Here is an 11,789-nt window from a genome sequence, read left to right as displayed (position 1 = left end):
AACACTCAACTGGCAATCACCACGAAAGGTTTTTCAGCAGTTTGCAGTGTTCGGTTAATTCTTGCAATCTACCTTATATTTAAATTTTCTTTTGATAATAACATTATTTCACAATAACGCGACTATATTATGAAATAAATGTGTCCAAAAAATGCCTTTTTATAAACAAATAAAAATATTACATAATTTATAAATAAAAGTCACCTAATCATCCGTCATTTTTGATAAAAAAATCAATTACTAGCTATAAGTTAGTAATTGATAGATGACATTTCATTGTCTTGTCAATTTTTTTCAGAAATGGTAACACATTTTATTTTAATGCATTGTCGTAATCACGCCTGTCATGCCAAGCAACAAGAAGATCACACCAACGATAATACGGTAGTAACCAAAGGCCTTGAAGTCGTTATTTTTGATGTAATTCATCATAAACTTAATCGCAAACAACGCCACAATCCAAGAAACCACAAAGCCAAATAGCATAACCAAGCCTTGCATACCAGTGAATGAGCCACCTTCATGGAAGAACTTGAACATCTTCAATAGCGTGACACCAAACATCACCGGAATTGATAGGAAAAATGAAAATTCTGCAGCAACAAAGCGTGAAGCACCAAGAATGATGGCACCAAGAATCGTGGCACCTGAACGAGATGTTCCCGGTACTAATGACAAAACTTGGAACAAACCAATGTAGAGCGCTAGCTTAAACGTGATTTGGTTGACGTCTGTAATTAAAGGCGCAATACCCTTTTGACGATTTTCAATCACAATGAAGATCACACCATAAATAATCAACATGGCTGAAACAACCCAGAAATTCAGCAAATGCGCATCCATGAAGTCATTCAGCAATAAACCAAAGACCACAGCGGGCAAGACACCAACTGCCACACGAATCCACAGGCGCCATGTTTGGAACTTTTCACGGTCTGTTTTTTGTGGTGAAAATGGATTCAATTTGTTGAAATAAAGTTGAATCACGGCAAAAATGGCACCCAATTGAATGGCATAATCGAAAAATGGGGTGAAAGACTTCGTCCACACAGCGCCACCGGAGATTTTCATCAGTGTTTCCGCCAAAATAATGTGCCCTGTTGATGATACTGGCAAAAATTCTGTCAGGCCTTCAACGATACCAATAATGATTGATTTAATCAGATCTAGCATGTGTCTAAACGCGTTTCAGACTGCTTATTAACAGTCAACGCTTTTCCTTCCATATTGAGAATAGTTCCATTTTATCATATTTGCTGCTTGCTTTTTCATAAATCACGTGGTATTATATTTATTGTTGTGAAACAGATGATATGGTCAGCTAGCTCAGTTGGTAGAGCAACGGACTCTTAATCCGTGGGTCCAGGGTTCGAGCCCCTGGCTGACCACTATATCAGCTATCAGAATTAATTCTGATAGCTTTTTTTGTGATTAGATGTCAAAAAATATAATGCTGACATCATATTGAGAACCATTGATTTGTTGTTGATACAAACCGTCATATTTTTCGACAATTTGCTTGATATTTTTCAATCCAAACCCCTTTTGCAACCGATCACGTCGACTATCGACTTCATCAACATTAAACGCATTGCTGACCTGAATCAATAATTTTTGATTGACTGCCTTGACCACGAGTGAGACGATTTGTTTGCCTTGACGATGACGCGCAACTGCGGAAAACGCATTATCCAATAAGTTGCCAATCACAATTGCCAAAATATCATTAGGAATGGTTAAAGATTCTGGCACCAAAATTTGACTGTTTAATTGAATGCCTTGTGCTTTAGCTAAATTATTTTTTTCATTGAGCAAATAATTAAGCAAGGTATTACGCGTAAAAAAATGCGTACCCATCGTTAATTCTGACATACCATTTCGAATCAATGTCTTTGCTTGATCATAGTCGCTTTGTTCAATTAATCCCAATAAAACAATGTTTTGGTTGCGTAAATCATGTTTGATTGCTGTAATCTTTTCCCAATTAGCCTTAGTGAGGTTAATAGCCGCAATTTCCCGCTGCAAGATTTCATTTTCACGTTCAATTTGATGTAATTTCAAATAATAGATATTTTGCCCTTGATAAATGACTAGAACAAAAGTATTCAGTACCACAATAATGAGGACAACTAACCAAACTTTTTCAAACGATAAAGCCACTGGATAATAAATGTCACGCATGAAATAAAACAACCCCATCGTTGACATATTGACCATTAAAATTAAGGTGATTTGAACAAACTGATTACGATTTGTGGTTTGGACAAGTGTTGGCTTTAACCAATACTTCAACATCAGCGTCGTGGCTACTACCAATATCAGTTCAATACCTGTACGTCCCCAAGCACTAACAAAATGCAACGATTGCAATAATGGCAGTAATTGATTGAAGATAATATCGCCAATAAACTGACTAGCGTAAAGCCCTGCAACCAAAATGCTCGTCCAAAAACAACTGGCTAACAGATTTGACTTAGCCGGAATCACAACAAACCAACAAAAGCATACAACAATCAACAGTGACAATAGCAAACTAAAGTCCAAATGCCACTGTTTTCCAATTTCATTTGACAATAATGGCACAAACCCTACAGTATTTTGCGCCATTAAAAACCACAAGTAAAACAATAAACTACCCAAAATCCCAAGGGTGACACGCGTTGGACGATAATTGATAAACAAGGATTGCCTAAAAAAAATGGCAACCATCCCTAACATAACAGCCAATAAAGTCAAATTACTGACATAAATTTCTATCATTAATTTCATGACATCATTTCCCTCAAAGCCGCCATAATGGCGATTTTAGCTTGTCTTTGATACTTGCGACTAATTGGAATTATGGTCTCATCGTTTAGAAGTAATGATTGATTTTTCAGATGCTTAACTGCATTGACATTTACAATAAAGGATTGATGAACCTGAACGAAACGATGATCTAATTTAGCTAGTACATCAGCAGTAGTCATCGATGTTTCATAGATTTGGTGTCTTGTATGAATCAAAACTGTATGACGATTTTTTTCAAAATATCTAATTTCTGTTAAATCCAAACTATGTGACGTACGATTGAAAGTGAAAGTGAATCGTCGACTTTGTAACCCTAAATAGTTGGTTAAGCGTTTCAACGATTGATTCATTTTTTCTTGTGTCAGCGGTTTGATTAAATAATCAAATGTGTGTAAAGCAAAAACATCTTCCATGTATTCCTTATAGCTGGTCACAAAAATAATAGGATTAGCGTTACCAAAATCCCTGATTTGACCTGCTAACACAACACCGGACATCTCCGGCATTTCAATGTCAAGTATGAAAAAGTCATAATAGTTATCAGTTAATGAAGCTAATAATCGCAAAGGATTAGTAAAAACATCAACATCAAATCGCTTCATATCATAGTTGCGTAACAGTGTGTCAACTTGATTAGCCAATACGAGTGAATCATCACAAATTGCAACCTTCATAGATACCTCATTTTTTGTTATATACTAGCGCAATATCTAAAATATAATTTATTCTTTCATGTTATATATTAACAAGTAAAAACCGCCTTGTACACTAGGCGGCCATTAGATGGATAAGTTTATTGTTAATTAATTTCGTAATACGAACCACTGACTGGGTCTAGCGTTGAAAAATAACCATTCAAATTACCACTATTTGTGCTGGGATAGTAATGAAACTTGCCGTCGGGATTAACAGCATAAGATGCTACCTTAGCTGTGTTACGTCGCGTAATAAAATTAAAGGAATCACCGTTTACACGAACACCAAAGCTTGGGTTAGCCACATAATCTTTGAAATTAAAGTAGTACCCACTATACCGCCACCCTGAACCAGAAAAAGGGTCTGATTTATAAGTGCTGCCTGTTAATGTTTTAGCTTCTGTTGGAATTGAGGTTCCCAACAATAAATTATCTGGTTTAAAATTTAATTTTGTTTTTGTATTATGCACCGGCTTCTTGGTATTCTCAGCTACCACTTGTCGAGCCGCTTTATCAATTTCCGGCGTCACTTGTGAAGTTGGTAATCCTAATTTGCGTTGTGCTTGACTAACCGTTTCAAAGTAAAGATCTGCCTCACTTTTAGTCATATCACGCCCCAATTCTTCACTAAAAATTACGCCTGTATCTGCATTAACATTGGCTTTCATTTGCTCAATACTGGCTGCATGTGGATGTACGGTTACCACACACATCCCTATTCCCAATGTAGCAATACTCAGTAATAATGATTTTTTAATCATTGTCTTATCCTCCTTTTTTTGAACCACTGGGTCAACTACTTGCTAACCTTGCTTGGTACAAAATTAAGTATATCGACTCATAAACATAATATTGATAAACCAGCACAATTGACCATTTTAAACACACACTTGACCGACAAACACACAATTTTTGTCAAAAAAAAAAAGCCTTTCGGCTCAATCTTCAACGGCATAATCATTGACATGTAAGGAATCGAGAAAGTCATTTGCGTCTTCTTTTGAAATGATGCCCTTTTCAATATTACCAGCAACAATTTTCTTAATCTCTTGACGAACTTGATTTTTCGTCCCGTCAGCGACGATAATCACCGTACGCTTCAAATCATCATGCCAGGTAACGTTGACTGGCCCCCAAGTATCCAAGTGCTGATCAATTACCCATTGCTTAACGTGTGATTGTGTCAATGCCATATTTTAATTTCTCCTGCAATTATTTAACAGCTATATTATAGCTCAAAAACAATAATATCACATTGATTTTGTTTAAATTTTTAGAGTGAAATAAAGATACTGGCATACATCAAGCCAGCGCCACCGAGTACAAATAGATGCCAGTAGACATGCCCCATAGGAATCTTAGGAATTAGATAAAAAATTGTCCCCGCAGAATAGGTTAAGCCGCCAGCCAAAAGCAACCAGAAGGCTGTGTGTGACAATACGCCCCACAAGATTGGCATTGCCAAAATAATCAGCCACCCCATCACAAGGTAAATGACCACCGACACCCATGGCCAGCGTCCGACAAAGAATAAGTCATAGACAAAGCCGGCAATCGTCATTGCCAAAATAGCACCCCAGATACTCCAGCCGACCCATCCTTTGATTAGTAGCCAAGTGTACGGCGTATAGCTACCTAAAATCACTAGATAAATACCCGCATGGTCGAAAAATTGAAATATTTTGGCCGCACGCGTGAATACCAACGAATGAAACAAAGTTGATGCAAGCAAAAACAAGCCAACTGTGGCGATATATATGATTATCGCTGTCAACTCGAAAGCAGACACTGGTCGTTGCAAGACATGAAATAGCAATGCGATGCCAGCAATCACGGCCAAAATAAATCCTAAACCGTGTGTTACAGCGTTTAATACCTCGTAAACAATCAGGTAACGTTTTGAACGTTGCATTAGTAACCCCCGTAAATAATTATGTGATTTAATTATACAACAAAACCGAGCCATTTTTAGAACGACTCGGTTGATTAACAGTTGACAAAACTGTCACTTTTTAATTTAAGATAGCCACTGCAATCGTGAGGTAAGTCGCAAACATAATCCACGCCAAGTACGGATACATCAAGTAACTCGCCCACAATTGATTGCGCCTGAAAGAGACAATGCAGGCAATCACTAGGACATCTAAAACCAGAATAATCGGTACACCAATCCAGTAAAGATTACCACCAAAAAACACAATACTCCAAATAAAATTAACAAAAAGTTGTAACCCAAATAACACCAAATTAGTCTTTTTGGCTGCTGCATGATGCTGACTAACTAATAATAAATAAGCAGCCACACCAATCAACAGATATAAAATGGGCCAAACAATCCCAAAAACGAAATCTGGCGGTGAAAGTGGTGGCTGTACTAACTGATTATAAATTTTCTTAATGTCACCCGCTAAAAAAGCCGATAATCCACCAATTGACTCCACCACAACAACCATTCCAACTAATAGGGCGACATGCTGCCACTTTTTTATTACCATCGTGATTTCCTCTACTTTCAGTGTAACGCATCAATACCATTTACAGCACTAAAACACTCAAAAAGCATTGTCATCAAGATGACAATGCTTTCTATTTTTGTTCTAAGTTAAATTAAATCTTCCCAATCATGTGCCCAGAGAACGCCCATAGCGCCGTCACCTGTGTGAACACCAATAAACGCACCCAACACCCCACGTTCAAATTTGACAGTGGGATACTCAGCCTGCAAATCTTTGAGCCACTTATCACCTAATTTGGCGTCGTTACCATCGACTACAATGGCACGCACGGGATAATCGACTTCGGCTAATGATTGACGTAGCGTTTCTTTAATTTCTTTCAACGCCCCGCTCATTTTTCTGGCCTTACCAACAGCACCAATCTTACCTTCATCTTGCACGTCCATTGATAATATCGGCTTAATATTGAGCAAACCGCCCACTAAGGCTGCACCACGTGACAAACGCCCTGTCCGTTGCAAATGTGAAATGTCATTCACCACAAAACGGACCACAATCGACTCACGCAATTTCTCAAGCGCTACCATGATTTCATCTAATGTCTTACCTTTTTCAGCCATAGCAGCGGCCATTAATGCCTGCATACCAGCACCCATGACAGCAATTTTAGAATCCCATGCGCGTACATCAGACATGCCTTCATAACTATCAGCGACTGCTGCAGCTGTTTGATAAGTGCCTGAAATACCTGATGATAATGTGACCAACAAAGCCTGATCGTAACCTGATGCCTTGGCTAAATTCAAAGCTTCTTCCCAATCGCCGGGTGCTGGTTGAGAAGTCGAAGCAATTTGCTTCTTATCTTTCATCATCTTAACGAGCTCACCAAGATCATGAATATCAACACTTTCTTTGTAGACCTCATCACCAAAAATAATGGGATCATTGACCTGAAAAATATGATAACGATTGCGCGTTACCACTGGCATCGCTGATGATGAATCAATAATAACTGCTATTTTACTCATTTGTTCTCTCCATATTTACAAAAAGGTGGCTAAAGCAAATCCCAAGCCAAAGATGACCAAACCGCCAACCAACTGGATTAATAGATATAATAGTTGCTGCAAGGTGGCATGTTGTTCACTTTGGGTCATCATCGTACTAAATGTCGTCAATCCGCCTAGTACACCGGTTGACCAAAAATGATGCAAGGCATTGGTAGCGCCTGTTGCCATTAGTATCCCCATAAAAAAAGCACCAACCATATTAACCGCAAAAATAGCTGTGAGGTACTGTGGTTTAGTCGACCAAAAAGTGACCGTTAAGTATCGCAACATTGTACCTAATCCTGCACCAATCGCAACAATTAGTAATGTCATGAACGCACCTCGCTCACTTTACGACCAAACTTTTGACCGATTTTGACCATAATTAACCCACCACCTATTGTTAAGACAACATAGATTATGGCAGTTGTCAGGCTAATTAGAGCCTGCTGGTTAACTTGTAAAATCATCGTACTAAAAGTTGTAAAGCCGCCGATTACCCCTGTACCAATAAAAGTTTGCCAAGGTTGTAAGCGACTTTCACGATTCGCAAGATAAGCGCCAAGTGATGCAAGCAAAAACGTTCCTACCCAATTAATCAGCATTGTCATTACCGGCATAGCACCAATGATTGGCACTAATCCCAACAAATACCGTACGCTACCACCAATGGCACCGCCGATACCAACCCCTATCAATTCAGTTAAGAATCTACTCTGTTTTTGCATACCCTCTATTTTAACAAATCGACTTTTGATAAGCCAGATATCTGTCTGTCCCTTCTGACAAATGTTCTTCATCTATATTACACCAGTACAGCCTATTTACAAGCGATTGACATCTCATTCGCCTAGTCCATCATGACTGCTGCAATCAGTTTCTCATTTCACGATTATCAAGGGACTCGTGTTAAAATAGTAATTGTAATATATTTAAGGAGATTATCATGAAAAAAAGCACCGTGTATGTCGTGATACTAGCATTAGTTTTGATGTTTGTCTCATTGATTAGTTGGATTATGAAGCAATCTACATTTGCTATTTTGACTTCTAACTTAGGATTATTGATTCTAGCTATTTCATATATTTGGGACAATCGCAACAATATGCTGAAATAATCGTGAGGTAAGCCGATGATTGAAAAGAAACAAAAGATTGTCATTGTGGGTGGTACTGGTTTCGTTGGTCAGGGTTTAATTAAATATTTGTCGTCCGAATTATTTGAGGTGCACAGCATTTCACGCCATCCATTCAATGGCAAACCAGGCGATCAGACACACTATCACGCAATTGCGCTAAGTGATAGTGAACAATTGCGTCCTATTGTGAGTGATGCGGATTGGGTAATTGACGCTGTTGGTATTCTGTTACCCAACCCATTAAAAAATCAAACCTACCAAAACAGCAGTTATGAACCAGCTCATCAACTGATTCATTTATTAGCGCAGGAAATCAAACCAAAGTTTCTTTTCATATCAGCAAACGCTGGACCATTCTTTATGCGACCTTACTTAAAAGCCAAACTAGCCGTTGAGCGCGAAATGGCTCAGGCGCTACCTGGTCGCGCTTTTGCAGTTTACCCCGGTATTATTTTTGATCCCGCGCGACAAAGTTCATATTGGCCAGGTGTGACCTTGACCCATCTGAAAAGTATTGCCTACTTCAATAAGTTTCGACCAGTTGCCAGATCTGAATTTGCCAAAGAAGTGGCCGGTATTTTAACCGGCAAACCTAGCCCTTTGTTGCGTCGTACTGTGAATAAAATATAAGATTTTGTTAGTTTATACACAGCCCTTAACGCGACAAACCACTACTGTTTGTATTATCACACAACAGATTTAATAATTATCTTAACAATGTGCTTGACAACTCATCAAATTCTTAGTATCCTTATTCCATAAACAACTCGGAGATAAATCATGCAAAAAGTTTCAGCACAATTTAGTAACGCTTGGTGGCGTCGGTAAATCAGCTTTTCGGTAACGGACAAGCTGAGACAATCAGTTTTGTCCATACCGACGACTTTTGCATTACTTTGAGTCTGTATGGCAATCAACACGCCATGCAGACTTTTCTTTTGACCTTGGAAAGCTTTGTGTGGCTTCCCAAGGTCATTTTTTTATGAAGAGAACAGTTATGGAGATTATATTATGAACAAACGTTTAGCAGCAGTTATCATCGTCATTGTCGCATTTTTGGGTGTCGCATTTTTCCAAACATCCAAGCCTCAAACCGCCAAAAAGCAGTACATACCAACGGTCGGCATTCTACAACTAGTAACCCATCCTGCACTAGATCAAATCCACAAAGGTGTCGTCGCTGGTTTGGCTCATGAAGGTTACACCAAAGGCAAAATCAAAATTGATTATCAAAATGCGCAAGCAGATCAGTCTAACTTGAAGACCATGTCACAGAAATTTGCTAACGAGAATGCTGATTTAACAGTTGGTATCGCTTCTCCTGCCGCCTTATCGTTAGCTAAAACAGCTGACGGACAAACACCTGTTATTTTGGCCGGTATTACTGACCCTGTCGGAGGAGGCTTAGTCAAATCAACACAACGCCCAGGTAAAAATATTACTGGTACATCAGGTGATTCACCTCTTCAACAGCATTTAGATGTGATTAAAGAAGTTGTCCCATCTGCCAAAAAGCTTGGCATTATCTACACAACTTCTGATCACGGTGGCGAATATAATGCCAAAAAAATGGCAACTTTAGCTAAGAGCCAAGGCTATGACGTTAAAATGTATACGATTGCCACAACCAACGATATGCAACAAATTGCTGAAACAATGGCCGGTCAAGTCGATGTTGTCTACGCCCCACAAGATAACGGTGTTGCTTCAGCCATGAAAACTCTAATTAATGTCACAAACCAAGAAAAGATTCCAGTCATCCCCGCAGTCGATACAATGGTTAAAGACGGTGGTTTAGCCACTATCTCAGTGAGCCAATATGACATCGGCTACCAAGCAGGCATCATGGCTGCTAAGGTTTTGAAAGGCAAAAACCCTGCCACATACCCTGTCAAAACAATCACTAAGGGTGTGCCAGTAGTCAATGAAAAACAAGCTAAATTATTGGGTATCACATTACCACAATCACTCGTCAAAGACGCTGAAAGTAAAGGAGAAGTAATCAAATGAGTATTATCGTTTCAAGCATTGGTCAAGGACTACTTTGGGCCGTATTAGGGGTCGCGCTATTTCTCACATTTCGTATCTTAAATTTTCCTGATATGACTGTCGAAGGCTCATTTCCATTGGGTGCAGCGACTGCTGTGGCTATGATTGCCCACGGCGTGAATCCCTATTTGGCAACTATTAGCGCTTTTATTGTTGGCGCAATTGCCGGTTTAATCACTGGTCTACTTTACACAAAAGGAAAAATTCCTATCTTGTTAGCTGGTATCTTGGTTATGACAGCCTCGTTATCCATCAATTTACGCATTATGGGGTCAGCTAATATTTCATTGCTCAACCAAAAGTCACTCTTTTCGGCCGCTTTCTTACGGCACCTGCCTAAATATTTTGACTCTGTATTAGTTGGATTCGTCATCATTGTAATTATCACTATCGCACTGATTTTCTTCCTCCAAACTGAACTCGGACAAGCTTTCATTGCCACTGGCGATAACCCTAATATGGCGCAATCAATTGGTATCAAAACTGATCGGATGACCATCATGGGACTGATGTTATCCAATGGTTTAATCGCTTTTGGCGGGGCTGTCATTGCTCAAAATAATGGCTACGCCGACATTAATATGGGCATTGGTATTATTGTCATTGCCCTAGCCTCAATCATTATTGGTGAAGTTGTCTTTGGCGAATTAACATTAAATGAACGACTTGTTGCCGTGATTGTTGGTTCGATTTTATATCGTTTGGTCTTGCTGGCTGTCTTGCAACTTGGCTTTAGCACTAACGATTTGAACTTAATTTCTGCCTTTGTATTGGCTTTGGCTATGATGTTACCACAAATTCGCCACGCACTGAAATTAGACACTATGCTTAAAAAAGGAGTTGCCCCTCATGACTGAACCTGTTTTTTCACTTAAAAATGTCGTTGTGACTGTCGGTGAGAATACCGAAATTCTCAAATCACTCAACCTTGATATTTTTGACGGTGACTTCATTACTGTTTTGGGCACCAACGGTGCTGGAAAATCAACCCTTTTCAACGCAATCGCTGGTAATTTGCCAATTAGTACGGGTCAAATTTTGCACCATAATCACAACATTGCCAACGAATCTGCCGTAACACGCACCAACTATATCGCTCGTGTTTTTCAAGATCCGAAGATGGGTACAGCGCCTCGGATGACTGTTGCCGAAAATTTATTGCTCGCTGAAAAACGAGGTGCTAAGCGTCGTCTGCGTAGTCGAGGTTTGACAAAAGAAAAGCTCAATGAGTACGCCACAATTACAAAAACGATGGGTAATAACTTAGATACACGGCTACAAACAGCCACCGGTGATTTATCCGGTGGTCAGCGACAAGCTTTAAGCTTCTTGATGGCGACACGCGTCAAACCAGAGCTACTTTTACTAGATGAACATACGGCAGCGCTCGATCCAAAAACGTCAGAACAACTGATGTTAGCCACCAATCAGCAGGTGACGGACAATCATTTAACCGCTTTGATGATTACTCATAATTTGGCAGACGCCTTACAATATGGTAATCGCCTCATCATTTTAAATGCAGGCCAAATTGTCCTTGATGTTCGTGACGAAGATAAAAAAATGCTCACCGAAGAACAAATTCTAAAGTATTTTATTGCCTAACTAATTA

15 protein-coding genes and 1 tRNA gene are annotated in these 11,789 nt (G+C 39.2%); 6 read left to right on the top strand and 10 right to left on the bottom strand.

From position 1 onward, the window contains the following. Positions 1-318 precede the first annotated feature (318 nt). Positions 319-1,173 (bottom strand): undecaprenyl-diphosphate phosphatase, encoded by an 855-nt coding sequence (locus IEU71_RS06940; RefSeq protein WP_004911910.1) that lies wholly within the window; start codon positions 1,171-1,173, stop codon positions 319-321. A 142-nt stretch (positions 1,174-1,315) separates the two neighbouring features. Between IEU71_RS06940 and IEU71_RS06935 the strand changes: the two genes are divergently transcribed. Beyond that, positions 1,316-1,388 (top strand) — tRNA-Lys (locus IEU71_RS06935). Between the two features lie 43 nt (positions 1,389-1,431). On the opposite strand, the gene IEU71_RS06930 is transcribed toward IEU71_RS06935, so the two are convergent. The 9 genes from IEU71_RS06930 to IEU71_RS06890 form a co-directional block, all read right to left on the bottom strand. Then, positions 1,432-2,769, bottom strand: coding sequence for a sensor histidine kinase (locus IEU71_RS06930; RefSeq protein WP_004911907.1), 1,338 nt, complete (start codon positions 2,767-2,769; stop codon positions 1,432-1,434). Continuing rightward, positions 2,766-3,464 (bottom strand): LytR/AlgR family response regulator transcription factor, encoded by a 699-nt coding sequence (locus IEU71_RS06925; protein ID WP_004911905.1) that lies wholly within the window; start codon positions 3,462-3,464, stop codon positions 2,766-2,768. Before IEU71_RS06925 ends, IEU71_RS06930 begins: the two co-directional genes overlap by 4 nt. Before the next feature lie 125 nt (positions 3,465-3,589). Further along, a complete protein-coding gene (locus IEU71_RS06920; RefSeq protein ID WP_004911903.1) occupies positions 3,590-4,246 on the bottom strand; it encodes a hypothetical protein in 657 nt (218 codons plus the stop codon). A gap of 177 nt (positions 4,247-4,423) precedes the next feature. Beyond that, positions 4,424-4,678, bottom strand: coding sequence for a hypothetical protein (locus tag IEU71_RS06915; RefSeq protein WP_004911900.1), 255 nt, complete (start codon positions 4,676-4,678; stop codon positions 4,424-4,426). 80 nt (positions 4,679-4,758) lie between these two features. Beyond that, a complete protein-coding gene (trhA, locus tag IEU71_RS06910; RefSeq protein WP_004911898.1) occupies positions 4,759-5,397 on the bottom strand; it encodes a PAQR family membrane homeostasis protein TrhA in 639 nt (212 codons plus the stop codon). 100 nt (positions 5,398-5,497) lie between these two features. Continuing rightward, positions 5,498-5,980: a TspO/MBR family protein gene (locus IEU71_RS06905; protein WP_004911895.1), complete on the bottom strand. Its 483-nt coding sequence runs from the start codon at positions 5,978-5,980 to the stop codon at positions 5,498-5,500. A 107-nt stretch (positions 5,981-6,087) separates the two neighbouring features. Further along, the gene (locus IEU71_RS06900; RefSeq protein WP_004911894.1) at positions 6,088-6,969 is read right to left on the bottom strand and encodes a DegV family protein; all 882 of its coding nucleotides are present in this window, start codon (positions 6,967-6,969) and stop codon (positions 6,088-6,090) included. A gap of 15 nt (positions 6,970-6,984) precedes the next feature. Further along, positions 6,985-7,323: a fluoride efflux transporter FluC gene (locus IEU71_RS06895; protein WP_004911893.1), complete on the bottom strand. Its 339-nt coding sequence runs from the start codon at positions 7,321-7,323 to the stop codon at positions 6,985-6,987. Further along, positions 7,320-7,718: a fluoride efflux transporter FluC gene (locus IEU71_RS06890; RefSeq protein ID WP_004911892.1), complete on the bottom strand. Its 399-nt coding sequence runs from the start codon at positions 7,716-7,718 to the stop codon at positions 7,320-7,322. Before IEU71_RS06890 ends, IEU71_RS06895 begins: the two co-directional genes overlap by 4 nt. 218 nt (positions 7,719-7,936) lie before the next feature. On the opposite strand from IEU71_RS06890, the gene IEU71_RS06885 reads away from it, so the two are divergent. The 5 genes from IEU71_RS06885 (at position 7,937) to IEU71_RS06865 (ending at position 11,782) form a co-directional block, all read left to right on the top strand. Further along, positions 7,937-8,107, top strand: coding sequence for a hypothetical protein (locus IEU71_RS06885; RefSeq protein ID WP_004911891.1), 171 nt, complete (start codon positions 7,937-7,939; stop codon positions 8,105-8,107). Positions 8,108-8,122: 15 nt separating this feature from the next. Further along, positions 8,123-8,758 (top strand): NAD-dependent epimerase/dehydratase family protein, encoded by a 636-nt coding sequence (locus IEU71_RS06880; protein WP_004911890.1) that lies wholly within the window; start codon positions 8,123-8,125, stop codon positions 8,756-8,758. A gap of 381 nt (positions 8,759-9,139) precedes the next feature. Next, positions 9,140-10,138, top strand: coding sequence for a tryptophan ABC transporter substrate-binding protein (gene trpX, locus IEU71_RS06875; RefSeq protein WP_004911887.1), 999 nt, complete (start codon positions 9,140-9,142; stop codon positions 10,136-10,138). Further along, positions 10,135-11,034, top strand: a complete 900-nt coding sequence (locus IEU71_RS06870) for an ABC transporter permease (RefSeq protein ID WP_004911885.1) — start codon at positions 10,135-10,137, stop codon at positions 11,032-11,034. Before trpX ends, IEU71_RS06870 begins: the two co-directional genes overlap by 4 nt. Next, positions 11,027-11,782, top strand: a complete 756-nt coding sequence (locus IEU71_RS06865) for an ABC transporter ATP-binding protein (RefSeq protein ID WP_004911882.1) — start codon at positions 11,027-11,029, stop codon at positions 11,780-11,782. The genes IEU71_RS06870 and IEU71_RS06865 overlap by 8 nt, the downstream gene beginning before the upstream one ends. The last annotated feature ends 7 nt before the right edge of the window (positions 11,783-11,789 follow it).

Origin of the sequence: Leuconostoc falkenbergense, assembly GCF_014634805.1 — a bacterium.
GTDB classification, from domain to species: Bacteria; Bacillota; Bacilli; order Lactobacillales; family Lactobacillaceae; genus Leuconostoc; species Leuconostoc falkenbergense.
This window is presented reverse-complemented; position numbering and strand designations above follow the sequence as displayed.

Bases quoted from the DNA above. Each gene is read 5' to 3' on its own strand.
- IEU71_RS06940 (WP_004911910.1), bottom strand. From the start codon at position 1,173: ATGCTAGATCTGATTAAATCAATCATTATTGGTATCGTTGAAGGCCTG.
- IEU71_RS06930 (WP_004911907.1), bottom strand. From the start codon at position 2,769: ATGAAATTAATGATAGAAATTTATGTCAGTAATTTGACTTTATTGGCT.
- IEU71_RS06925 (WP_004911905.1), bottom strand. From the start codon at position 3,464: ATGAAGGTTGCAATTTGTGATGATTCACTCGTATTGGCTAATCAAGTT.
- IEU71_RS06920 (WP_004911903.1), bottom strand. From the start codon at position 4,246: ATGATTAAAAAATCATTATTACTGAGTATTGCTACATTGGGAATAGGG.
- IEU71_RS06915 (WP_004911900.1), bottom strand. From the start codon at position 4,678: ATGGCATTGACACAATCACACGTTAAGCAATGGGTAATTGATCAGCAC.
- trhA (WP_004911898.1), bottom strand. From the start codon at position 5,397: ATGCAACGTTCAAAACGTTACCTGATTGTTTACGAGGTATTAAACGCT.
- IEU71_RS06905 (WP_004911895.1), bottom strand. From the start codon at position 5,980: ATGGTAATAAAAAAGTGGCAGCATGTCGCCCTATTAGTTGGAATGGTT.
- IEU71_RS06900 (WP_004911894.1), bottom strand. From the start codon at position 6,969: ATGAGTAAAATAGCAGTTATTATTGATTCATCATCAGCGATGCCAGTG.
- IEU71_RS06895 (WP_004911893.1), bottom strand. From the start codon at position 7,323: ATGACATTACTAATTGTTGCGATTGGTGCAGGATTAGGTACAATGTTG.
- IEU71_RS06890 (WP_004911892.1), bottom strand. From the start codon at position 7,718: ATGCAAAAACAGAGTAGATTCTTAACTGAATTGATAGGGGTTGGTATC.
- IEU71_RS06885 (WP_004911891.1), top strand. From the start codon at position 7,937: ATGAAAAAAAGCACCGTGTATGTCGTGATACTAGCATTAGTTTTGATG.
- IEU71_RS06880 (WP_004911890.1), top strand. From the start codon at position 8,123: ATGATTGAAAAGAAACAAAAGATTGTCATTGTGGGTGGTACTGGTTTC.
- trpX (WP_004911887.1), top strand. From the start codon at position 9,140: ATGAACAAACGTTTAGCAGCAGTTATCATCGTCATTGTCGCATTTTTG.
- IEU71_RS06870 (WP_004911885.1), top strand. From the start codon at position 10,135: ATGAGTATTATCGTTTCAAGCATTGGTCAAGGACTACTTTGGGCCGTA.
- IEU71_RS06865 (WP_004911882.1), top strand. From the start codon at position 11,027: ATGACTGAACCTGTTTTTTCACTTAAAAATGTCGTTGTGACTGTCGGT.